At 37.8% G+C, this 23,799-nt stretch carries 26 protein-coding genes, 2 tRNA genes and 1 riboswitch; of the genes, 21 read left to right on the top strand and 7 right to left on the bottom strand.

What is annotated here, in order from left to right; translation table 11 throughout:
* From AC07YT_RS23460 to AC07YT_RS23390, 15 genes are all read left to right on the top strand, one after another.
* A partial coding sequence (locus tag AC07YT_RS23460) for a BatA domain-containing protein (RefSeq protein WP_494945555.1) occupies positions 1–2,027 on the top strand: 2,027 nt, incomplete at its 5' end.
* On the top strand, positions 2,024–3,280 hold the full coding sequence (locus AC07YT_RS23455) for a dihydroorotase (protein ID WP_086545296.1): 1,257 nt from the start codon (positions 2,024–2,026) through the stop codon (positions 3,278–3,280). The genes AC07YT_RS23460 and AC07YT_RS23455, both read left to right, overlap by 4 nt.
* Before the next feature lie 90 nt (positions 3,281–3,370).
* The gene (locus AC07YT_RS23450; protein WP_086545297.1) at positions 3,371–4,039 is read left to right on the top strand and encodes a hypothetical protein; all 669 of its coding nucleotides are present in this window, start codon (positions 3,371–3,373) and stop codon (positions 4,037–4,039) included.
* Positions 4,040–4,055: 16 nt separating this feature from the next.
* Positions 4,056–4,625 carry a DUF4199 domain-containing protein gene (locus AC07YT_RS23445; protein WP_086545298.1) on the top strand — a complete coding sequence of 190 codons (570 nt, stop codon included), beginning with the start codon at positions 4,056–4,058 and terminating at the stop codon, positions 4,623–4,625.
* A 170-nt stretch (positions 4,626–4,795) separates the two neighbouring features.
* Positions 4,796–5,743 (top strand): glycosyltransferase family 2 protein, encoded by a 948-nt coding sequence (locus AC07YT_RS23440; RefSeq protein ID WP_086545299.1) that lies wholly within the window; start codon positions 4,796–4,798, stop codon positions 5,741–5,743.
* Positions 5,744–5,821: 78 nt separating this feature from the next.
* Positions 5,822–6,790 carry a glycosyltransferase family 2 protein gene (locus tag AC07YT_RS23435; protein WP_086545300.1) on the top strand — a complete coding sequence of 323 codons (969 nt, stop codon included), beginning with the start codon at positions 5,822–5,824 and terminating at the stop codon, positions 6,788–6,790.
* The gene (locus AC07YT_RS23430) at positions 6,787–7,575 is read left to right on the top strand and encodes a hypothetical protein (protein WP_086545301.1); all 789 of its coding nucleotides are present in this window, start codon (positions 6,787–6,789) and stop codon (positions 7,573–7,575) included. The genes AC07YT_RS23435 and AC07YT_RS23430 overlap by 4 nt, the downstream gene beginning before the upstream one ends.
* Before the next feature lie 42 nt (positions 7,576–7,617).
* The gene (locus tag AC07YT_RS23425; protein ID WP_086545302.1) at positions 7,618–9,165 is read left to right on the top strand and encodes a GH3 auxin-responsive promoter family protein; all 1,548 of its coding nucleotides are present in this window, start codon (positions 7,618–7,620) and stop codon (positions 9,163–9,165) included.
* Between the two features lie 113 nt (positions 9,166–9,278).
* Positions 9,279–9,656 (top strand): four helix bundle protein, encoded by a 378-nt coding sequence (locus tag AC07YT_RS23420; protein ID WP_086545303.1) that lies wholly within the window; start codon positions 9,279–9,281, stop codon positions 9,654–9,656.
* 50 nt (positions 9,657–9,706) lie between these two features.
* Positions 9,707–10,894 carry a 1-deoxy-D-xylulose-5-phosphate reductoisomerase gene (locus AC07YT_RS23415; protein ID WP_494945554.1) on the top strand — a complete coding sequence of 396 codons (1,188 nt, stop codon included), beginning with the start codon at positions 9,707–9,709 and terminating at the stop codon, positions 10,892–10,894.
* 29 nt (positions 10,895–10,923) lie between these two features.
* Entirely contained in the window at positions 10,924–12,312 is a 1,389-nt protein-coding gene (gene rseP / locus AC07YT_RS23410; protein WP_086545304.1) for an RIP metalloprotease RseP, read from the top strand.
* 82 nt (positions 12,313–12,394) lie between these two features.
* Entirely contained in the window at positions 12,395–12,931 is a 537-nt protein-coding gene (hscB, locus tag AC07YT_RS23405) for a Fe-S protein assembly co-chaperone HscB (RefSeq protein ID WP_086545305.1), read from the top strand.
* A gap of 188 nt (positions 12,932–13,119) precedes the next feature.
* The gene (locus AC07YT_RS23400; RefSeq protein WP_086545306.1) at positions 13,120–13,416 is read left to right on the top strand and encodes a DUF3817 domain-containing protein; all 297 of its coding nucleotides are present in this window, start codon (positions 13,120–13,122) and stop codon (positions 13,414–13,416) included.
* 48 nt (positions 13,417–13,464) lie between these two features.
* Positions 13,465–14,634, top strand: coding sequence for an aminotransferase class V-fold PLP-dependent enzyme (locus AC07YT_RS23395; protein WP_086545307.1), 1,170 nt, complete (start codon positions 13,465–13,467; stop codon positions 14,632–14,634).
* Between the two features lie 99 nt (positions 14,635–14,733).
* Positions 14,734–14,813 (top strand) — tRNA-Leu (locus tag AC07YT_RS23390).
* 69 nt (positions 14,814–14,882) lie between these two features.
* Here AC07YT_RS23390 and AC07YT_RS23385 read toward each other — a convergent pair.
* Entirely contained in the window at positions 14,883–15,719 is an 837-nt protein-coding gene (locus tag AC07YT_RS23385; RefSeq protein WP_494945553.1) for a winged helix-turn-helix domain-containing protein, read from the bottom strand.
* 230 nt (positions 15,720–15,949) lie between these two features.
* On the opposite strand from AC07YT_RS23385, the gene AC07YT_RS23380 reads away from it, so the two are divergent.
* Positions 15,950–16,492, top strand: a complete 543-nt coding sequence (locus AC07YT_RS23380) for a hypothetical protein (RefSeq protein ID WP_494945552.1) — start codon at positions 15,950–15,952, stop codon at positions 16,490–16,492.
* A gap of 82 nt (positions 16,493–16,574) precedes the next feature.
* On the opposite strand, the gene AC07YT_RS23375 is transcribed toward AC07YT_RS23380, so the two are convergent.
* The 3 genes from AC07YT_RS23375 to AC07YT_RS23365 form a co-directional block, all read right to left on the bottom strand.
* Positions 16,575–17,072, bottom strand: coding sequence for an HAD domain-containing protein (locus tag AC07YT_RS23375; protein WP_086545309.1), 498 nt, complete (start codon positions 17,070–17,072; stop codon positions 16,575–16,577).
* A complete protein-coding gene (locus AC07YT_RS23370) occupies positions 17,069–17,461 on the bottom strand; it encodes a hypothetical protein (RefSeq protein ID WP_086545310.1) in 393 nt (130 codons plus the stop codon). Before AC07YT_RS23370 ends, AC07YT_RS23375 begins: the two co-directional genes overlap by 4 nt.
* A 387-nt stretch (positions 17,462–17,848) precedes the next feature.
* Positions 17,849–18,472: a TetR/AcrR family transcriptional regulator gene (locus AC07YT_RS23365; RefSeq protein ID WP_086545311.1), complete on the bottom strand. Its 624-nt coding sequence runs from the start codon at positions 18,470–18,472 to the stop codon at positions 17,849–17,851.
* Positions 18,473–18,631: 159 nt separating this feature from the next.
* Here AC07YT_RS23365 and AC07YT_RS23360 point away from each other — a divergent pair, with 159 nt between their 5' ends.
* The 5 genes from AC07YT_RS23360 (at position 18,632) to AC07YT_RS23340 (ending at position 22,560) form a co-directional block, all read left to right on the top strand.
* Positions 18,632–18,889 carry a hypothetical protein gene (locus AC07YT_RS23360; RefSeq protein ID WP_086545312.1) on the top strand — a complete coding sequence of 86 codons (258 nt, stop codon included), beginning with the start codon at positions 18,632–18,634 and terminating at the stop codon, positions 18,887–18,889.
* Between the two features lie 6 nt (positions 18,890–18,895).
* Positions 18,896–19,300 (top strand): DUF3667 domain-containing protein, encoded by a 405-nt coding sequence (locus tag AC07YT_RS23355; protein ID WP_494945551.1) that lies wholly within the window; start codon positions 18,896–18,898, stop codon positions 19,298–19,300.
* Between the two features lie 572 nt (positions 19,301–19,872).
* Positions 19,873–20,721 carry an AraC family transcriptional regulator gene (locus tag AC07YT_RS23350; RefSeq protein ID WP_086545313.1) on the top strand — a complete coding sequence of 283 codons (849 nt, stop codon included), beginning with the start codon at positions 19,873–19,875 and terminating at the stop codon, positions 20,719–20,721.
* A gap of 129 nt (positions 20,722–20,850) precedes the next feature.
* A complete protein-coding gene (locus AC07YT_RS23345; protein ID WP_086545314.1) occupies positions 20,851–22,179 on the top strand; it encodes an amidohydrolase in 1,329 nt (442 codons plus the stop codon).
* 105 nt (positions 22,180–22,284) lie between these two features.
* Positions 22,285–22,560: a hypothetical protein gene (locus AC07YT_RS23340; RefSeq protein WP_086545315.1), complete on the top strand. Its 276-nt coding sequence runs from the start codon at positions 22,285–22,287 to the stop codon at positions 22,558–22,560.
* A 41-nt stretch (positions 22,561–22,601) separates the two neighbouring features.
* Here AC07YT_RS23340 and AC07YT_RS23335 read toward each other — a convergent pair whose 3' ends face one another.
* From AC07YT_RS23335 to AC07YT_RS23325, 3 genes are all read right to left on the bottom strand, one after another.
* Complete coding sequence (locus AC07YT_RS23335; protein WP_494945550.1) at positions 22,602–23,036, bottom strand: DUF4833 domain-containing protein; 435 nt, start codon at positions 23,034–23,036, stop codon at positions 22,602–22,604.
* Between the two features lie 185 nt (positions 23,037–23,221).
* Positions 23,222–23,404: a hypothetical protein gene (locus AC07YT_RS23330; protein WP_086545317.1), complete on the bottom strand. Its 183-nt coding sequence runs from the start codon at positions 23,402–23,404 to the stop codon at positions 23,222–23,224.
* Between the two features lie 77 nt (positions 23,405–23,481).
* Positions 23,482–23,581: riboswitch (SAM riboswitch) on the bottom strand.
* 23 nt (positions 23,582–23,604) lie between these two features.
* Positions 23,605–23,675, bottom strand: a tRNA-Cys gene (locus AC07YT_RS23325).
* Positions 23,676–23,799 lie beyond the last annotated feature (124 nt).

The raw sequence follows: 23,799 nt of genomic DNA, 5'->3' as shown, positions 1-23,799 counted from the left end.
ATCCGGGCTTTCTTTTCGCACTAATATCGGTTGCCATCCCGGTTATCATTCATTTATTCAATTTCAGGAAGTTTAAAAAGGTTTATTTCTCTAATGTTCAGCTTTTAAAAGAAGTTGAGCAACAAAACTCTTCTAAAGAAAAACTTAAAAACCTGCTCATACTGTTGTCGCGGATTTTGGCGATTATCTTTTTGGTGCTGGCATTTGCCCAGCCCTACATCCCGGTGCACAACCAAAAAACGACGGCTTTAAACAATATAGTAAGCATTTATATCGATAATTCTTACAGTATGGAAGCCATTAATAAAGATGGCAACCTGCTCGATGAAGCCAAGCGCAGGGCAAAAGAACTGGTTAAAGGTTTCGGTATGAACGATCGTTTTCAGTTATTAACCAATAATTTTGAAGGAAAGCATCAACGCCTGTTAAATGAAGAAGCGTTTTTAAAAGCGCTTGATGATGTTAAAATCTCTGCAGCAAACCGAAACCTGCAACAGATACTAAACAGACAGGGCAATATTTTAACCGGTTCTGCAAATAAGTATAGCTTTTTGATCTCCGATTTTCAAAAGAATATTTCAACCACCAATAAACTCGATACAAAAGCCGACATTCAATATTCATTTTTGAAACTGAATGCCAATACGCTGCCCAATATTGCTGTAGATAGTGTTTGGACGCTTTCCCCGAATCATCAACCAGGTGCGAATGAACGATTAGTCGTACAGTTAAAAAATTACTCAGAAGAAGAAGCGAAAAATATTCCCTTAAAGCTGAGTATCAATAATCAGCAAAAGGGATTAGGGGCAGTAACGATTCCGGGCGGTAAAACAGTTAAGGATACCTTGAACTTTTCGGGACTGAGCGCAGGATGGCAAAAAGGCGTGATCAGCATTAAAGATTTTCCGGTGACTTTTGATGATACACTTTCTTTCAGTTTTAAAGTAGATGAAAGCTTCCCGGTTTTAAGCGTCAATGGCACTAATGCCGGTAATTATATTAAAGCATTGTTTGCAGCCGACCCTTATTATAAACTTACTGAAAATGCCGAGAGTAATGTAAATTATAGCAATTTTGCCAGTTATGGGCTGATTGTGTTAAACGGATTAAAAAATCCGTCAACAGGTTTGGCGCAGCAGCTAAAAACCTATCTGAATGCAGGTGGTACGGTGGTGCTTTTCCCTGATTTAGATGCCGATATTCAAACTTACAATTCGTTTTTAGGTGGATTGTCACTCCCTGCCATTCAAACACTAAATACCTCAGCAAGCAAGGTTGACCAGATTGACCTGCAAAATCCCATTTTCAAGACCGTTTTTGAAGAAATACCTAAAAATTTAGATTTACCAGCTGTTTCGCGCTACTATTCATTTGTAGAAAAAAATATCTCGGCCAGGGAGGATATTATGCTATTGCCGGGCAGGAAGCCTTTTTTCTCTAAATATGGGGTCGGGAACGGACAGGTTTATTTATCAGCTTCAGGATTAAATACAAGTGATGGGAATTTGGCCCGTCATCCGGTTTTTGTACCCTTAATCTACCGTATTGCACTTAGTGGTGGAAATGAAACTCCATTATACTACAATCTTGGCAATGATAATGCCTTAGCGAGTAAAAAGATCACACTTGGTAAAAACCAAAGCTTAAAAATAACAGCCGATCGTTTTGAGGCCATTCCTGAAATCCGACAGGCAGATGGAAAAACATTGATTTACATTGCCGATCAGATAAAAAGTGCAGGCTTTTATAACCTGAAGCTTGCAGATTCCCTGCTTGCCGTTTATAGTTTCAATAATGGCAGAACAGAATCTGATATGCATTATTTAAGCAAAACCGAACTCGATCAGTTGGCTGACAAAAGTAACCTCAAAGTTTTCGATACCGATAAAGATGCTGTTAAATTAATTGCGGGCACCGATAAAATCGGGCAGACTTTATGGAAACTTTGTCTAATTTTGTCGCTGATTTTTATTGCAGCAGAAATTTTGCTCATCCGATTTTTTAACAACACAAAAAAAACAATATGAATCTCCTAGTTAAAAATGTAACCATTGCCGATCCGCAAAGTAAATTTAATAACCAGCAATGCGATGTTCGGGTAGATAATGGTAAAATTAAAAACATAGGTAAATTAACTGCCGATAAAAACGAAACTGTTTTTGATGCTCAGGGTGCTTTTTTAACGCCAGGTTTTTTCGATTTAAACTGCGTAGCCGGCGATCCAGGTTTCGAAACTAAGGAAGATATTCAAACGTTAACGGCAACGGCAAAAGCTGGTGGTTTTACAGGTTTAGCTTTATTGCCGCAAACCAGTCCGGTTGTACAGTCAAAATCCCAAGTAGAATACATTATCAATAGGGCCAAAAACAATTTGGTTGATGTGTTGCCAGTTGGGGCCATAAGCCAGAACCGCGAAGCGAAAGAACTTGCCGAACTTTTCGATATGCAACAGGCTGGTGCAGTAGCTTTCTCTGATGGGGATAGGGCTTTGCAGGATGATGGTTTTATGAGTCGTGCTTTACAATATGCCAAAGGTTTCGATGCACTTTTAATGGTTTATCCCGAAAATAAATCGATAGCTGGCAAATCTCAGATTAACGAAAGTAAAAACTCTGTTCTCTTGGGCATGAAAGGTTTACCTGCATTGGCCGAAGAAATGCACATCGCCCGCGATATTTTCCTGGCTTCTTATAATGAAACCAAAATCCACATCAGTAATATTTCAACTGCAGGGGCTGTGGCTTTGATCCGTAAGGCAAAGAAAGATGGCATTCAGGTTTCCTGCGATGTAACAGCGCATCACCTGGTGTTTACAGAAGAACTTTTAAACGATTTTGATAGCAACTACAAGGTTAAGCCACCACTGCGTGGAAAAGCAGATGTAAAGGCATTATTGGCTGGTTTAAAAGATGGAACCATCGATGCCATTACTTCACAGCACCGTCCGGAGGAAATCGAATTTAAAAATGTAGAGTTCGAAATTGCCCACTATGGCATTATTGCTTTGCAAACTGTATTGCCATTGTTATTAAAGGCCGGATTGGATATCACTTTAATTGCGGAGAAATTGGCTATTAATCCACGTAAATTGTTAAATTTAGCTGTTCCGCTAGTCGAAGAAGGCGCTGAAGCCAACTTTACTGTTTTTAACGCAACAGAAAAATGGTTATACAATGCCGCAAATAACCATTCAAAATCGGCAAATAGTCCGTTAATAAATACAGAACTAACGGGAAAAGTAAAATTGGTTTATAACAATAATCAGTACTGGGAGAATTAGTTAAAAATAACTTATAAATGCTGAACCCGAAGTTTCGGGACAGCATGACTATTGATGTAATAATCCTTAAATACTAAAAATATTGATCCTATGGATAACAGAGTAAAAAAAGCACTAAGTGCAGCCATTAATAAGTACGCTGAAGTTTCGGCTACCAATGTAGACGGTTTTGAAACAGAATTATTGGCTGCTTTTGAACTTGATGTTAACTTTTTAGATAAGGCTACTGCTTTTGATGCTGTTTTCGATTCTCATCCGAAATTTGAAGAATTACGCGAAGTATTTTTCGATTTATTGATGGTGAATTTCTTTAGCAGTGATGTGCAGAAACTGGAAGACGACTATTTAGAAAGTGATGAGTGGGCGAATATTGAAGAAGAAACCATTGACAGAGGTACGGAATTGTTAAATCTTTTGCTTTACATTAAAGAGTGTAAGGACGAAGATTTGGATCCTGAGTTGGGCGATTTCCTAAAGGAGTTTTTATTGGTAGAAGACGATGAGTTTCAGGATGAATTCGAAATTTATGAAGAACTGATCAGCAACCAGCAATTGGCAGAAACTAGCGTGGAAGAAATCTGCAAAACAGCAGCGAAGTTGAATGTCAGTGAAGAAATGCAAGAATTATTTGTACCTTTTATGATCTTTTTCCTTGATGTTGAGGGAAGTGCAGAAACAACTAAAGAAATAATTCAGTATAGTAGTAACAAATCGTTCGATTCTGCTACTTATATATTAATTACAACAATTAATAATTAAACTAAAATTTAAAATTATGGACAAAAGTGCTCTTATTTCCAAATTAGCTATTAAAAATGGATTAATGCTCGCTGCGGTTTCGATAATTGTATCGTTAACCCTGCATTTTATAGATCCGGTATTGATTTACACAAGTTTTGTGGCTCAGATAGGTATATTCGTTTTATTCATAGCACTATTAGTAGTGGTGGGCATAAATATCCGCAAAGAAATAGGTGGGTTTTGGACGTTTGGAGAAGCTTTTAAAGCATTTTTAATCATCTCCCTTATTCTGGCCTTAACCGCAACACTTTACAATGTGATACTCATGAAATTTATTGATCCCGATCTTCCGCAAAAGGCTGCTGCTGCAATTGAAAGTGCACAGCGGGCAATGATGGAAAAATTTGGAATGGCTAGTGAACAAATTGATGAGGCAATAGCTAAAGGTGGCAATATGCAGGAGAAACTTGAGCCTACTTTTAAAAACATCTTCACCAGTTTTGGAGTTTCACTGGCATTATATGGCGTTCTTTCTTTAATCCTTTCCGCTATCTTGAAGAAAAAACAACCTGTTGTATTCGACTCGTTCCCGAAAGAATCTTAATTTCCTTTATAAAATTTTGAACGTGCAGGTTTTATCATTTAATTTGATGAAATTTGCACGTTTTTAATAATGCGTCATTGCGAACGAAGCGCGGAAAGCGCATAGGGGTGTAGCAATCTTATAATAGATTGCTTCGTCGTTCCTCCTCGCAATGACGATAATACTCAAAAATGGATATATCAGTTGTAGTACCCTTATTTAATGAAGATGAATCTTTGCCGGAATTAACGGCCTGGATTGATAAAGTGATGATTGCCAATAATTTCAGTTACGAAATTATTTTGGTTGATGATGGTAGTACCGATAGATCATGGGAGGTGATTGAAGATTTAAGACTTCAAAACCCTGCAATAAAAGGCATTAAATTTAGGAGGAACTACGGTAAATCTGCAGCCTTAAATGTTGGTTTCGAAGCTACTCAGGGCGATGTGGTCATTACCATGGATGCTGACCTGCAGGATAGTCCGGATGAAATTCCTGAATTGTACCGCCGGATAAAAGAAGAAAAACTTGATATCATCTCAGGTTGGAAAAAGAAACGTTACGATCCGATCACAAAAACTATCCCGACTAAATTGTTCAACGCCGCTACGCGCAAAATGAGCGGCATAGAACTGAACGATTTTAACTGCGGGTTGAAAGCTTACCGTAGCGATGTAATCAAAACGATCGAAGTTTATGGCGAAATGCACCGTTATATCCCGGTAATTGCTAAATGGGCCGGATTTAGTAAAATAGCCGAGCAGGTGGTAGAACACCGTGCACGTAAATATGGCACAACCAAATTTGGCTTCAGCAGGTTTATAAACGGATTTTTAGATTTACTCTCTATTTTCTTTGTGGGTAAATTCGGCAAGCGCCCGATGCACTTTTTTGGTTCATTAGGCGTTTTAAGTTTCTTTATCGGCATCATCATGGCGCTATATATTTTATTCGAAAAGAAATATTTGATATGGCAAGGCCAGGCTTACCGTGATGTAACCGATCAGCCCTTGTTTTATTTATCACTGGTTGCCATTGTAGTAGGTTCGCAGATGTTCCTGGCAGGTTTTATTGCCGAATTATTATCGCGTAACGCGCCAGAAAGAAATCAATATTTAATCGAGAAGAGGGTATAAGGCAAAAGGTTTAAGGCGTAAGGTTTTATACGCCATAAACCCTCAACCTTTTACCTTCTGCCTTTTACCTTTAAAAGCATGTTTTTCTCCATCATCATTCCACTTTACAATCGTCCTCAGGAAATTGACGAACTATTAAACACCCTAACCAAACAAACTTATTTACAGTTTGAGGTTTTGGTTATTGAAGATGGTTCGAAAAACGATGCAAAGGCTATTGTTGCCTCTTATGCTGATAAACTGGATATTAAATATTACTTTAAGGAAAACGCCGGACAAGGTTTTGCCCGTAATTTTGGTTTCGAAAGGGCTACTGGTGATTACTTTGTTATTTTCGATTCAGATTGTTTAATTCCTGCAAATTACCTCGAAACAGTTAAAAACTATTTGTACGAGCATCATTTAGATGCTTACGGAGGTCCTGACGCTGCACATGACAGTTTCACGCCTGTACAAAAAGCCATCAGTTATGCCATGACTTCGCCTTTCACCACTGGTGGTATCCGTGGAAACAAGCAACACGTAGGACAATTTCATCCACGTAGTTTTAACATGGGGGTTTCACGCCAGGCCTGGGAGAAGGTAGGAGGCTTTATTTTAACCAGATTGGGTGAAGATATTGAATATAGTATCCGCATCCACGAGAACGGTTTCAAGATTGGTTTGATCCCAGATGCAAAGGTTTACCATAAGCGCCGGACAAGCTTCAGTCAGTTTTACAAACAATTACATTTTTTCGGGAGAGCAAGGATCAATATTTACAAACATTTCCCAAAAGAATTAAAACTCGTACACTTTTTTCCAGCCTTGTTCACATTGGGTTTTGGTTTTACTATTTTATGTAACTTTATATATCCTCCATTGGCATATGTTTGTAACTTCTTCTTATTGATTTACTTTATGTTGATATTTTTTCATTCATGGTCTGTAAATAAATCGTTAAAAGTTGCATTTTTGAGCATTATATCTTCATTTATCCAGTTAACTGCTTATGGTTTAGGATTTATACAGGATTTATTTAAACGTGTGGTATTCAAACAACAATGATAAATTATCTAAAAGAAAGTACGTTCGCCGTTAATGATGTAATTCAAAAGGCATGGAGCATTACCAAGAAACACTATTTCTCGATTGCTACGCTATGTTTTTTGATGTTTATCACTGCAAGTGCATCGAGCTTAATGGCCTTTTTTATTAAAGACGTAAGCAAAGCTTTAAGCGTTATAATGGTGATTATTTTCGTTTTGCTCTACTTTACCATCAACCTTTCGCTGTTTAAATATATTTTCCATTTAATGGACGATGAAGAAAACGACGTTAAAATCGTGGATACGCTTCCAACCAGACAACAGATTATTAGATTCTTGCTTGCTACCCTTTATTTTGTGGCCTGTATCCTTGGTGTTTACCTGGTGGTAATTCTGGTTGCTTTTCCTTTTATTTATACAGGAATTAATGTAACCATTGTTAAAAACGTAGCCATTTCAGTAGGAATTATTGCGATTTTTATCACCTGGTTAAGAATTTCATTCTTCCCGTTTTTTATCATTGATAAAGGTGCAACGCCATTCGATTCGATCAAATTGAGTTTGGCTACTACTAAAGGAAATTTCACCAAAATTTTATTGTTATTGGTCGTTTTAGGAGGCGGATATTTAATTTATCTATTGCTCAACTACCTGCAATGGCCATTAATCGCCTTTATTGTAAATATTTTAAGTTCATTTATCATCGTTCCGTTATCGAGTGTAGCCTTAACGGTTGCATACCGAAAAATTTCGAGCGAATATAAAGGCGATGAGCATCCGGATATTTTACATAATATCGTTTAACCCCCAGCCCCTGAAGGGGAGTTAAAAATCAGATTTAAATTTATGGAAAAAGAAAAGAACGGTAGAAAGGGAAAGTCTCCTTCAGGGGGTTGGGGGCTTAAAGCAGCACTAAGTAAACCCTTTGCGGCATTTGCGGTTTGGCAGATTAACAAATGGAAAAATAATGCCGTTAATGCTCAGCATAAAATATTAAGGAAGCTGGTTGACGAAGCTAAGCATACTGCTTTTGGGAAAGACCATCATTTCGCTGAGATTAAAACCTATGCCGATTTTAAAAAACATGTTCCGGTTCAGGATTATGAAGGATTAAAACCTTATGTAGACCGTGTAGTAGCAGGTGAAGCTGATGTGCTTTGGAAAGGAAAGCCGCTTTATTTTGCCAAAACCTCAGGTACCACTTCGGGGGTAAAATACATTCCATTATCTAAAGAATCGATGCCCGAGCACATAAAAGCTGCCCGGAATGCCATTTTAACTTATATTAATGAAACAGGTAAGGCCGATTTTGTAAACGGAAAGATGATTTTTCTGCAAGGGAGTCCGGTTTTAAGTGTAAAACATGGAATCAATGTAGGGCGTTTATCAGGCATAGTAGCACACCATGTGCCAGCCTATCTGCAAAAGAACCGATTACCTTCTTACGAAACCAACATTATCGAAGATTGGGAACAAAAAGTTGATGCCATTGTTGAGGAAACCATCAATGAAAACATGACTTTGATTTCGGGCATCCCGCCCTGGGTACAAATGTATTTCGATAAACTTTCGGAGAAATCGGGCGGAAAGAAAATCGCTGAAATATTCAGAAATTTTAGCCTGTTTATTTATGGTGGTGTAAATTTTGAACCTTACCGGGCAAAAATTGAACAGAGTATCGGTAAAAAGATCGATGCTATCGAAACTTACCCGGCTTCAGAAGGCTTTATCGCCTATCAGGATTCGCAGCAAGATAAAGGACTATTGTTATTGGCTGATGCAGGGATTTTTTACGAATTTGTTCCGGCAGATGAATACTACAATGATAAGCCAACCAGATTATCGCTGGGGGAGGTAGAACTAGATACGAATTATGCCCTGATTTTAAATACCAATGCAGGTTTGTGGGGTTATAGTATTGGCGATACCGTGAAATTTGTTTCAAAAAATCCTTACAAAATCGTAGTCACCGGACGGATAAAACATTTTATTTCTGCTTTTGGCGAACACGTAATAGGAGAAGAGGTAGAGCAGGCGATTTTGAGTGTAGCCAACGAAGAACAGGTCGAAATTACCGAATTTACCGTTGCGCCTCAGGTTAACCCAGATGCCGGACAATTGCCTTATCACGAATGGTTTGTCGAATTTTCATCTGCCCCAAAAGATATGGCTGCTTTTAGCAAAAAGGTAGATGAGGCTTTGCAAAAGAAAAATATTTATTACTTTGACCTGATTGAAGGAAACATCCTCCAGCCGTTGATTATACGTACTTTGCAAAAAGAGGCTTTTGTAAACTACATGAAAAGTGAAGGAAAGTTAGGCGGACAGAATAAAGTACCGCGTTTGAGCAATGATAGGAAGCTGGCTGACGCTTTGGAAAGGTATATTGTTTAATTGCTGCATTACTAAGCAATGAGTTTTAAGCATGGCAGATAGAATATTGTTGAATTGTTTAGCGTGAGCTACATGAAAATTGCTAAATTGTTAGTAATAAAATTCGTCAATAAATGGAAAGGAATTATTTACAATTAAATCAGATAACGGCTTATACAAAATCCTTTCATCTGAGCAATTTTGTATGGGATTTGGTATCTGGTTGGGAAAGCTTTGCAAAATATACCGTCGGGCAGCAGTTTGTTGATGCTCTTGATTCGATTTCAGCTAATATTGCTGAAGGTTTTGGCCGATATCATAAAAAAGATAAGGTCAAGTTTTATTATTATAGCTTTGGTTCGGTTAAGGAATGCCTAGACTGGAACGAAAAAGCAAGAGTTAGAAAGTTGGTGAATGAAGAAGCATATTCAAAGATTTTTGCAACTTTGGAAACTTTGCCGAAAGAAATTCATCAACTAATAAAATTTACAAATGAAAAATTGAAGATTTAATTAAAAGCTACTAAAGCAATTAAATTTTTAGTACGAGAGAAAGAAAACAATTGAGCAATATAACAATACAGCAATCTGTAAGAAGAATAACCATATTAGGTTCTACAGGAAGTGTAGGTACACAAGCACTGGAAGTGGTAAGGGATCATCCCTCAACATTTAAAGTTGTTGTCCTATCTGCATTAAAGAATTCGGAATTACTGATTCAACAGGCAAAGGAATTTAAACCAGCTATTGTTGTGATCTGTGATGAAAACAAGTACAATGAAGTAAAAAATGCTTTATCTGCTTTTGATATTAAAGTTTTAGCGGGTGAAGATGCTTTATCAGAAGTTGCGGCTTATGGTGACAGCGATGTCGTGTTGACCGCATTAATGGGCTCGGTAGGACTAAAGCCTACTATTGCTGCTATTAAGGCAGGAAAAAATATTGCTTTGGCCAACAAAGAAACCTTAGTGGTTGCTGGTGAACTAATTACACAACTGGCAACAGAACATCAGGTTGAAATTTTACCAGTCGATTCGGAGCATTCGGCCATATTTCAATGTCTGGTGGGTGAGGAGCAGAATGAAATCGAGAAAATTTATTTAACAGCTTCTGGCGGGCCATTTCTAGGCAAAACAAAAGATTTCTTATCTACAGTAAAAAAGGAGCAGGCTTTAAAACATCCCAACTGGGTGATGGGCGCAAAAATCACGATCGATTCCGCATCCCTAATGAATAAAGGTTTGGAAGTAATTGAGGCAAAGTGGTTATTTAACCTGGATGTAGATCAGATTGATGTGATTGTTCACCCGCAGTCTATCATTCATTCAATTGTTCAGTTTACCGATGGCTCCATGAAGGCGCAGATGGGCGTTCCGGATATGAAACTGCCCATTCAGTATGCTTTAAATTATCCCGATAGGCTAAAAAACAATTTTAAGCGTTTTAACTTCTTAGATTATCCAAACTTTAGCTTTCAAAAGGCCGACATGGAAACATTCAGGAATTTAAATCTGGCATTCACTTCTTTGCGAAAAGGGGGGAATATGCCATGTATTTTAAATGCGGCGAATGAAATTGTTGTAGATGCATTTTTGAAGGATAAAATTGGTTTTCTGCAGATGAGTGAGGTTATAGAACAGTGTATGGAAGAAATCAGTTTTATTGAAAAACCTCAATTGAGTGATTATTTAGAAACTGACAAACATAGCCGTATCTTAGCCGGCGAATTAGTAACAAAAAGTATAGTTTAACATCTAACATAAAAATTTTATAAGAAAATATGAATGGATTGATTATGGCGGGGCAGCTGCTGCTCGGATTGTCTTTATTGGTAATATTACACGAATTAGGGCATTTCCTGGCAGCCAGAGCATTTGGTATTAAAGTAGAAAAGTTTTATTTATTTTTTGATGCATGGGGTTTCAAGCTTTTTAGTTTCAAAAAAGGTGATGTTGAATATGGAGTGGGATGGTTACCACTTGGTGGTTATGTGAAAATAGCCGGAATGATTGATGAGAGTATGGACACAGAGCAAATGGCTCAACCTGCTCAACCCTGGGAATTCCGTTCTAAACCAGCCTGGCAACGTTTAATCGTGATGTTAGGTGGTATTATTGTTAATGTGATTGTAGGTATTTTTATCTTCTGGATGTTAACCTTCAACATCGGACAAAATTATACCGTTAATGGCAAGCTAAACAATGGTATTTCTGTAGGTGCAATTGGTAAAGAAATCGGTTTAAAAAATGGAGATAAAATTTTGGCTATCAATGGCAATAAATTAATCCGTTTTGAAGATGCGATATCGAGCAAAGTATTGTTTGATGGTGCACAATTAACCATCTTAAGAGAGAATAAAACCCTTTACATCTCTGTTCCCGATACCATTTTAAATAAAATATCGAAGAACGATAAAGAGAATTTCATCACGCCGCGATATATCATGGAGCGTGTTGATAAGGTCAGTGCACCTGATGAAAAGGCTGATAAACCATCATTTTTTGATAAACTGTTTGGCAGAAAGTTCGAGAAACCGGTATATCCGGCTTATGCCGCAGGTATTAAACCCGGCGATAGTATTTTAGCCGTTAATGGTAAGCAGATTACTTTCTTCGATCAGTTTAAAGAAGAGGTTTCTACAAATAAGTTAAAACCTATTACCGTTAAAGCATTGCGCAAAGGTAAGGAGGTAACATTCGACCTTAAAGTAAGTAAAGAGGGGACAATTGGTATTATCCCTAACCTGAAGATGCCAGAAACTGCACATGTAGATTTTGGCTTCATAGAGTCGTTACCAGTTGGCGCCAGCATGGCATGGAGCACTTTTGTAGATAATGCAAAAGGTATTGGTAAAATGATAACCGGAAAGTTAAGTGCACGTAATATCAGCAGCCCGATTGGGATTGCAAAGGTTTATGGCAGTACTTTCGACTGGGTTAAATTCTGGACTTTAACAGGTTTGATTTCGATGGCCCTGGCCTTCATGAATTTATTGCCTATTCCAGGCTTAGATGGAGGTCACGTCGTGTTTCTTTTGATCGAAATGGTACAACGTAAGCCGGTAAGCGAAAAAGTGCTGGAAAAAGCACAGATTGTAGGTTTTGTAATCTTAATCTGTTTGATGGTGTTTGCTTTTGGTAATGATATTCTAAAATCCTTCGGTAAGTAAAACCAAATTTATATCATTGCCGCAGATGCGCAGATTTGACCATTCGGATCTGTACATCTGCGGCTTTTTAATTTAATACATCATGAGTGTTGTAGCATCAGATACTAATTATTTCGATTTTTACGAGTTACCGATTCTGTTTAATCCAGATCAGAATGCGGTAAAAGCAAAGTTTTATGCTTTAAGCAAACAGTTTCACCCCGATTTTTATGCCAATGAAAGCGAAGAGAAGCAGCAGGAAGTGCTTAATCTGTCAACGCTGAACAACAAGGCCTATCAAACACTAAGCAATGCTAAGAAACGCTTAAAATACGTACTGGAATTAAAAGGGATTGTAGAAGCTGATGAAGCTTATCAATTGCCACAATCTTTTCTGATGGAAATGATGGATATTAACGAGGCTTTAATGGATTTGGAATTTGAGCCAGATGCCGAAAAGAGCGCACAGGTCAAACGCGATGTTGAAGTGATAGAAAAGGATTTAGCCGATGAACTAAAGGATCTGATGAGTCAGTTCGACAGCAACCCTCAAGAATCAGATGCACTGTTGCCTGCTATAAAAGATAATTTTTACCGACAAAAGTATATCGATCGGATTAGAGAACGATTGGTGAAATAGAATTAAGTCCGAAGACGGGAGTCGGAGGTCCGAAGATAATGATGCAAAACGCTAGGTGCCTGAGCTTGTAATCGCTATCTCTTTGTTCAGTGTTTCCGTGGCAAATAACAACAGCGGATTGTAAAATCATTTTTTAGTTTTTGACAGGTAAAAGCTTTGTTCTACTTTCGGAGCAAACAATCAGATCAATGAATAGCTCCCTTTCTATTTTCCGTAAAGTAGCCGTAGCAGAAGGAATATCCTACCTGCTTTTATTATTTGTAGCCATGCCTTTAAAATACTTCGCAGATCTTCCTTTGTATGTAAAGTATACCGGATGGGCACACGGTTTGTTATTTGTATTGTATGCCGCTACCTTAATTTTGGCCTGGCAAGAGCAAAAATGGAAGTTTGGCAAAGCTGTTTTAATTTTCCTGGCTTCTTTACTTCCTTTCGCACCTTTTATCGTCGACCGAAAGCTAAAAGACGAAAAAGCACTAAACTAATTGTCCATTACACAAATTACTTACCTTAGGGTTATATGTGTTTGACAAATGATCGCCAGGGGTAGGTTAGATATTCGTTTTACCGAACTTTTTAAGGGTGCATTATACTGTATAGGCAGTGCTTGCGGTTTTAAAAAAGAACAGCTCTTTTTCTCTGAAGGGCAGTTGCCTTGTCTCTCTGTTCGTACAGGCTTACATCTCGTATTAGACTCACTAAATCTTGAGCCTGGTGACGAAATACTGGTTGCAGATATTAACATCCCGGATATGTTTGCCATTATCGCTGCCCATCAGCTAAAAGTGGTACCTCTAGCTATAGATAAAAACACGCTTGGCCTATCCACTGAGCAGATAGCGGCTGCTGTTACGCCCAAAACGAAACTGCTGCTAATTACCCATTTATTTGGTGCCATAATGGATACTGAAGCACTGCTTCACGTAGCCAAACTGCATAACCTGATCGTAGTAGAGGATTGTGCACAAGCTTATGACGGAGTTTATGAGGGTAATGTGAAATCAGATGTAGTATTGTTCAGTTTCGGACTAATTAAGACGAATACCGCTTTAAGCGGCGCGATACTTTGTATTCGAAATGAAGAACTATTTGCTGCGGTAAAAACATTAAACAACAGGCTGCCGGTACAAAAAGGTAATCGATACTTCAAAAAAATAATCATTGCTACCCTGATTAACATCCTAACCGCAAGATGGCTATTTACCCTGGCTTATTGGCTTTGCAGGCAATTTGGTAAAGACTTTGATGCTTTTATTACGGGTTTTACAAGAGGTTTTCCAGGTGCGGATGTAATGAAGAAAATTAAATACAGACCATGTTATGCTAATTTGCGGATGTTGCAGCATAAATTGAGTAATTTTAATCAAGCTCATATTCATAAAAGAAAGATCCTGGCAAATCAATTATTGCAGGATGTAGATTCGCGAAATATTATTGGAGGTGGAAACCTAAGGCATACACATTGGGTAATCCCGATCGTGGTGGCTAATCCATCACTGTTAATCGATAAATTAAGGGCAAAAGGATTCGATGCCACGTCAAAAGCCTCCAGTTTAGTTAAGATCGGTTTCACCAGTTTGTTGTCAAAAACCTCAAATGAGCTAACACTTCAAAATTTAGTTTATCTGCCAATGAATATGGAAATGACTAAAAAAGAAGTTAAACAATTGAATCAGTTGTTATTAGATAATCTGTTAAACTGAAGGTATCCTCTTAAATCAGATTAAAAATAAAAAGAAGCAAATAAAATTTGCGAATGAATTGCTTAATTTATACATTTGCATCCCGCTGAATAAGCAAATGCCCAGCTGGCGGAATTGGTAGACGCGCTGGTCTCAAACACCTGTGGGAAACCGTGCCGGTTCGACTCCGGCGCTGGGTACAAACCCTCTTTACATTGCGTAGAGAGGGTTTTGTTTTTTAGAACAAGTTCTCAGCAGGAAGATTAATCCTAAACGCCAATTTCAAGCCTGTATCCTTTGCCCCGTATCACAACAATGTTGATATTGGGATCGGGCTCCAGTTTTTTTCTAAGTTTTGATATGAACATATCCAGACTACGTCCCACGATCACCCCTTCATCTTCCCATATCTCTTTTTGTAGTCGGTTTCGAGCGATGGTTTCGTTAGGCGACAGTGCAAAAATGAGCATTAAACGGGTTTCAGTTCCGGTTAAGTCTGTTGGTTTTCCATTTAAGATAAGCTTACGGTTTTTCGCATCAAACAAAACTGAACCCAAGGTAATTATATCTGAATGCTGATCATCATCCGATATAGTTCTTCGCGGCTTAACAGATCTCAAAAAAATAAAACCAATAAATGCTAAAAATGGCAGACTGCCCAGCAAATACCCATTCTTTGCGGTGATTATGCCGGTAGGTTTGAATTTAATATTGATCATGTAACATGCTTTGGGTTGCTTTCTTCCCAGGCATGTTACAATATCATCTTTTTTATTTTGGGATATCGCATAGCTGTAAGCTACACTGGAATTGCCACAATTCAGCACTTTAACAACATAATCATCTGCCATTGGGTCTTTGGCCAGCACGCGACTGGTAATATTCACCAGCGCACCTGGTTGAAAAGTTAGCGCATGTTCAAACCCAACCTGGTATTCATTTGCCGCGATCTTTTTTACCGGCAGCACCCTTGATGTACTGTCGCCCGACTGTAAGAGGAGTTCATGTCCTATTCTGCGAAGTAAAACTTCTCTCCTGGCCATATCAAAATCGTCACTGCCGGTTATACTGAAGGCTGCGCAAATTACAGCAATACATAAAAGCATGAATCCAAATAGATACTTGCTATTACCGGATAGTAGATTTCGACTAAGATGCATAGTGTCAATATTTTATTTTACAAAGTTTACATTTTTATTTACAATAAAAGTTACGCAGGCCGAAAAATATCAAAGTAATTTTACTGAATCAAGTTTGATCGCATATGAAAAATAAATGATGGCTTATCCGATCTGACTGATCAAGAAAATTTATATAATTTAATAAACCCATAAAAATGATGAAAAAAGTAATTTATGCGCTGATATTACCATTGGTTGTGGTGAGCGGACTAGTATTTGCGAATCGTGAAATCAAGAATGAAACGACTAATAAACCATCGCCAAAGCCGCTTTCTGCTGCTGAAAGGAATGCCGAAAAGAAAAAGTGGGAGGCTAGTCCTGATGGTATAAAGTTCAAATCATGGGAAGCGTCTCCCGGAGGGCAAAAAGTGCTTAACGGTGCTGCTAAAATAAGGGAACATCTCAGCGCTTTTAGCAATATGGAGGCTGTGGTAACCTCGCTTTCTCTTCCGCCAGGATCAAGATTAGGTTTCGGTGTTATGGCCAGGATTAATGGTGACGATTATATTGTAAAATTTGAGCCGGAAAAATCTCAGCTGGAGCAATTGCATAGCCTGAAAGTTAACGACAAAATAATAATAAGAAGCCATGTCGTATCGTACGCACCTAAGTATTCCTATCCGATAGTATCCTGCGAATATGCAGAACGAGATAGCAAAGTGATTTTTAAACGTATCCCCCGCAAAGGCGGTTGCTAAATAAATTAAATAACGTTAGAGAGTATTTACTCCCATAAATGGATCTTACTACTAATTTGTTTAAATGAAAAAAGCCAAGTGATTACTTGGCTTTTTCTAGTGTTTCAAAGCGCTGCTTCAGCCTGCGCTTCAAAATAGATGTCAAATCGTTAATATCACTAAGCCCAGTATATGGATTAGTTAGTACAAGTCTGTCTTTTAGTGACTTCGGTAGGTCATTTAGTGATTTGTCATCATCTATAATAACCAAATCTTGATACCTTATATTATTTTTCATAATCCATTGTTCAATCTCCATTTTACGATTGATTCTTGTGGAAGTAGAATAACTGGTCTGAATAATGGATATATGGTTCATCTCTATGCCCCTAGATTCAAATATCTCTTTCCATCTTAGGGTTGAAAATTTGAACCTATGTGATGTAGACAGAATTACCTCATCCTTTGTCTTATAAAGAACACATTTTAAAATGGTTACAGCGAGCGCATTGAATTTATAAAATCCATCATCCTCTAATTCTACAGGACGATGTGGATTAGCGTGAACCATTACACCATCAATGTCTAAGAAAAATTTCATATGACTTTAATAACTCTAGTTAATTCATTTAAGTGCTCATCACTTTTACATTTCCTGCCATGTTCGGTAAAATCATCCCAGTCATGTATTTCATCTATCTCAACAGTACCATAATGCCTTTTCATGTCACAATGAGAACTTGTATAGTCAGATTCATCATTCAAGATACCAGCTAGGGAATAAGAAATATAGGTATGATTTCCATCCACTACCATGTTTTTATATCTACAAATTCGAATTTGCCCAAATCTATATCCTTGACATACACGCCTGTACATACGCTTTATTATCGCAAAACACAGTCGTTGTTGCGCCGTTTGATATTTATGTTCGTTATTGTTCAGGAAATCCCTTAAGTATTCTATTGTAAGTTCTTTAAATTCGTCCAAAAGCGTTTTATAATTTTATTAAAATTATAAAGAATCTTTTAAAGATACACTAAAACTATGCCATATCAATATTAGATCTATAATAACTTCTCTAGGTGCTGTCAGGTCTTTTGTCTTTTTTGTATAGTGATAACGATTTAAAGTGATTAATTCAGGTGTCTATAGTTTGGCATCTCAGTAACAGACGATATATTGAAAGCCGTCACAATATTCATAGCTTTGTAAAGACAAATAGGTAAAAAACTACTATCCATTAAACTGTCAGTACGAAGATCTCTCACTATGGAGCTTCATAAGGAAAAAAATCTTTTAAATATTGAAAGTTCCAATTATGATTACCTACAGGGTAGAAAGTTTTTCGAAACATTCACCTTGTTAACCAGATTTTTACTCGTAAGTTTTATCAATCAAAAACGAAATAGCATCTTCAATTTCCGATCTTCCTTCCTTACTTTTTACGTCCAATCCGCAGAAAGTGCAGTCATTTGTAGTGGCGTAAATGTCTAAATAGTAAATTCCCGATATCAGGAGCGCAATAATGGCCCGGTATCTTTTCGCATTTTCCTTAAAATGTGGATCGGTAATGCTTTCAAACAAGAGGGCACCATTTTCTTCGCGGTCATTTGCGAGTTTTTTTAACGATTTCCTGTTCTCTATTAATCCCCAGAGCAGGATTTTCTGCAGCTCCTTATTTTTGAAAACATAATCGAATTGGGAGCGCAACATGGCTTTAGAAAATGCTTTTCCGCCATCATTCAACATAGTACCTCCCGATTCATCTTTTACATTGCTCCAGAAATCCTGCGAGCGGATATATTCATCAATGAGTTCATCCTTTCCCCCAAAATAGTTATAGATCAGTTTTTTGTCCAGGCCTGCAGTGCGTGCGATATCGTTAACCTTGAGACCTGAGAAACCTTTGGTATGGAGTATTTTCTCCACCGCATCTAAAAATTTCTGTTTACTTTTTTCCTTGTTTCTTAAGGATTTAACCCCTGTTTGTTGTTCCATATGATGAAAAATAAGCGTGCTGGAAAATTACACAATCAATTTTAAATATTTTTGTCACCAATTGGTGATATATTGTATATTTGTTCGGCAAAAGAGGCATGCGGAATAATTGTATAGCTCTTTGCGATAACCAAACGACGTTAAATCACCACAAACGATATGAAAAAGGCCATTCCGATTACCGAATTATCTGTACAAGAATTATATAAAAAGAAGCAAAGTTTGCAAGGCGTGATGATTGGACTAGGCCTGGTGCTGCTTGCTGCCAGTGTGATCATACTTTATCTTGCCTTCTCATCCAAAATGCCCAAAGTGCTTATTATAGTTCCTATTTGTTGTTCGCTAACCTTTTTACCGGCTTTTATTAGCCTGGGGCAGATTAATACTGAAATTAAAAACAGGGACGCTAAAAAATAGTTATCGATGTTAACTGATTGTCTAAATTGTGCTGCTCCGGTTACGCAGAATTATTGTGCGAACTGCGGACAAAAATCTACTACACACCGTTATTCCATTAAACATTTCCTTGCACATGATTTTATTCATGGTGTTTGGCATGTAGATAAAGGCATCTTATTTACCCTAAAAGGCCTTTTCACCCGGCCAGGGCACAGTGTCCGCGAATTTATTCAGGGTAAAAGGGTACCGTATTTTAGTTTTGTGACGCTCATCCTGCTCATACTGACGGTATCAGGTCTTATTGCGCCGTATACACACGGCAATATGTCTGATCTGATGCCTCAGGGAAGCAGATCGATGATGAATGATCTTGAAAAATTTATCTCTGGTCATCCCAAGCTGGTCCTCATTATTGCCATTCCTGTTTAATCTTTTTTTAGTTTTATCTGGTTCAGAAAAGCGAAACTTAATTTTTCCGAACACCTGGTTCTAAATTCAAACCGGATTATCGTTGAACTGATCATTGGCCTGTTTGTTGCTGCACTGATCATTTTTTACACCAATACCAAAGTGCTGGTATTTTTGTATTTCGGAGTATTGAGCTTTTTTGGCTTTTTTTATAGCATCTGGTTTTATTATCAGTTTTTTTCCGGATTTAACTATAGTAAAAAAGCATTGTTATTCAGAAGTATCCTCGTTCCGGCTTCATACTACGTTTTGTCATTTTTGATCGGCGTGGTATTTGCCATTGTTAAAATGAGCCATTAATAATTTTTCATCTACCTATGAAAATTATGCTGCAAGTTTCAGGCTTGCATTTTGGTGAGGCTATATTATAAATAGATTGTCATCCTGAGCCTGTCGAAGGATCGGTAAATCCACACCTTATGATACAGCCTCTATTTTAATTTTAGCATTCGCAACCTGACTAATAACGTTGCTCCATTCATTTTCCATCTCCTTTTTTCGTAACTTCTATTCAAAATTGGTATTTTTCGTTGATGGATGTGATTGCAAATTTTCCGACACTGGATATCAGTGAATTTTGGCCCCGGGAAGATTCGGGAAATAATTTGCTTTATCATGAAATAATTGGGGAAAGGCATATCGAAAAACCGCACAAGCATGATTTTTTTCTTTTTATGCTTTTTGAGCAGGGAAGTGGCCTGCATACCATCGATTTTTCAGATCATCAGGTTGCCGGTGGTCAGTTGCACTTATTGTTTCCTGAACAGATCCATAAATGGGAATTGGGGAAAGAAACCCATGCCCATCAGCTTATGATTAGTAGGAGCATATTCGAAACGCTGGCCAATTCTTTACGTTTTTCATTGATCTTATATCAAAATTATCCGGTTATCAACTTAAGTGCCGAAGCTTACGGAAAAATCCTGCACGAATTTCGGAGCATCAAATTGGAACTCGCAAAACCTGCGATACTTTGGGAAATTATCAATACCAGGATCAGGCTTATTGCCCTGATGCTTAGTCAGGAAGCAGAAACGTTGTTCAATAACCAAACGGTTTACCAAAGCAAACCTGTGTTGTTTAAATACCGCTCGCTGATTGATCTGCATTATAAAAAGGAAAAACTTGTGGCATTTTACGCCGATCAATTGAATATTTCGGCAAATTACCTGAACATGCTCTGCAAAAAGCATTTTCATGTATCCGCTACCGCCTTGATTCACGAACGTTTAATCCTCGAAGCAAAACGGATTTTACTCACCACCGAAAGGCCCATTAAAGCCATTGCCTTCGATCTGGGTTTTTATGATGTGGCCTATTTTTCTAAATTCTTTAAAAACCAAACCCGTATGACACCTCGCGCATTTCGCGAACAGTTATGAATTGCACAAAATATAGCCTGAAAAACCGATCAATGAACACAGGTAGTTATAAATCGTACAATTTTTAATATAAATCCTACCATTCATAAACATAACAGAACGTTATTTTTGTAGGAAAGAAATCCTGTTATGATAAACCCAAATTCGATCTCAAGAAAAGATTTTATTAAAAGCTCATCTATTTTGCTTGCCAGTAGTTGTTTACTATCAACAGAACAGGCAATTGCCGAAGAAAATGTAGCAAGTAATTTTGCTGGAAAAACCCTGACCCTAAAAAATGTAAGGCTTGAAACAGGATTTGAGTATGATGAAGATGAAGTAATCAAAACAAAAACCGATCTTTTTATCATCGAGATCGAAGATGGTAAGGTGAAGAATGTGCTTCCCAATAATGCTCAGGCAAAAGCGATTGATGCAAAAGGATTGTTAATGCTTCCTGCTTTCAGAGATATGCACATCCACCTGGATAAAACCTATTATGGATTGCCCTGGCAGGCACATTTGAAGAAAAACAGATCAGTGAAAGATATGATCGCTTTCGAACAGCAGATCATCCCTGAGCTGTTAAAAACTTCTATACCACGATCCGAAAAATTGATTGAATTGCTCCAGTCGTACGGAACCAGTTACGCCCGTTCGCATGTAAATATTGATCCTACCTCGGGATTAGATTCCCTGAAACATTTAGAAACCGCGTTATTGCATAAAAAGAAATCATTTCAGGCAGAACTTGTGGCTTTTCCTCAACATGGAATTTATTATACCAAATCGGCAGATTTATTGAAGGAAGCTGCACAAATGGATATCGATTTTATTGGGGGTTTAGATCCGACTTCTATTGACGGTGGCATTGAAAAACACATGGATTTTGTGATACAGCTGGCGCTGGACCATGGAAAGGGGATAGATATCCATCTTCATGAATCGGGCGAATCGGGTGTAAAAACAATCGAATACCTGATTGATAAAGTGATGGAAAACCCGGCATTGAAAGGAAAAACCTATGTGAGTCATGCTTTTGCACTGCGGTATCTCGACAAAATCAAAACGGAAGAAATAGCCGAAAAGCTTGGTGCGGCAAAAATGGGAATAGCTTCAACCATTCCGCTTTCTGGTAACCCGATGCCTATCCCCGCATTGTACAAACATGGTGTAGAAGTGGTGGCAGGTAATGATTGTATTGTCGATCATTGGAATACTTTTGGTACTGGAAGCATTCTGCAAAAGGCCAATATCGCTGCCCAGATTTACGGCTATCGTACAGAATTTGAACTTTCTAGGATACTGAAACTGGCTACCGGCAATATTCTTCCTTTGGATGACAAAGGGAAAAAACAGTGGCCAAAAGCGGGGGATAAAGCGAATGTGGTACTGGTTGATGCCAGTTGCTCTGCAGAGGCTGTATCCAGAGTATCACCAGTTAAAAGCTTAATTCATGATGGTAATTTAGTTTTCTGATCAGGTCAAAATGAATTGCAATATTTCCGATAGAATGAAGCGGTAACCCTAGTCTTTCGTAGAAAAATCTTATCTTGATTTTACACACAAATAAATCTTAAGGATATGAAAATTACATTAGACACAAAATCCCTTTTGCTGGGATTTCTGGGCGCAGGCTTAATGTTTACCGCCATCAGTTTTAAAAATGGACAAGATCAGAGTATTGGAAGATATCGCACCCAGGTAGGGGCGAGTGATTTAGTCGTAATTCTGGATTCTCAAACAGGAAATTACATTATTGCGCCTGGTATACGAGATTTTGGAAAAGTACAATGGGTAAAGGGAGAGTTTGATAAAACATTTGGCACTGCGATAGACAATAAAAGAGAGGCGAAATAATTGTTATGGACAGTGTTGATGATTGAAGTATAATATTTCGATTATTTTACGCTTATCCGCTCAACAATAGCTTTTCCTGTCGATTCTTCAATGCCTTCAATTTCGCCATATTTTACATTCGGGAGCCAGAAGCTGCCGCCTTGAATCCTGATAAACAACCGCGTAACTCTGATTATCCGGTTGTTTATCGTTACCGAAACATGGTAACTTTTATCGCTATACTTTTGCAGGTAAAAAGGCAGTTTTTTATGTGATACAAACCTAAATTCATATTTATCAGCTCCAAGCGCTTTCGTATCGATGCCGTAGGCGAACTTTCGTTGGATATAACCGAGTTCTTTTTTCTGTCCTTTTTCACCATAACGGATCCAGTAAACCTGAATAGGCGCATCAGGATTAATGCTGCCGTTTTCCTTGAGGTTTAAGGCATAAATTAAGGTATTGGTATTTGGATCGCGCTGGAGGTAAAATAACATATGATCTACATTTTTAGGCGTAGGAAAACTGAGGGGGGATGGATCTTTCGATTGCGCCCTGCTTTGATTGGGAAAATGAAAGAAAATTAAAGTGATTAGAAATATTTTAATTACCGTTCGAATTTTATGGTTTACTGAATGCATGCTAGGTTTTTAATTTATAGATAAGCGCGATTGTATCGATTTCAAGTGTCTGTATTTTGTTCATCTTGATCATGAATTTCTTCTTCAGTTTGCTTTAACTGCTCATTGTAAAGCCGATCTGATTCGGCCCTACAATTTTCATAATCATCTAATTTTTCTTTCGAAGTGTTTCCATGGATCTCAAAAAAATCCCTGATCGATGGATAATCAAAATATACCGACATATGAATGAATTTTAATTACAAGTTTCAGAAAGGATAGCCATTGATCGTCCGTCGAATACAGTAAATACCTGCGTTCAAACTCATCTTTTCTGCAATTGCAGAAGGAATTAGCACCTTGTAGGGTAACAGGTTGCTAAGACATCAAAGGGCCATTCCCTCCGTCTTTCTTGATAAGTGTATTAAACAATTAAAATGTTTAGACGTCATGGACGGAATCGAACCGCCGTACCAGGTTTTGCAGACCTTTACCTAACCACTCGGCCACATGACTATAAATCTCTTCTATATACCCCTAAAAGCAGCTATTTGAATAAGATAAAACAAAGGTATAAAATAATTACTATAAAATCTATAGAAATAGTAGTTTTATTTATATTGGTCTGAAAATCTGAATA

It is taken from the genome of Pedobacter sp. GW460-11-11-14-TSB4, assembly GCF_059423705.1.
The sequence above is the reverse complement of the archived record's forward strand: the minus strand, read 5'-3'. Positions and strand labels throughout refer to the sequence as shown.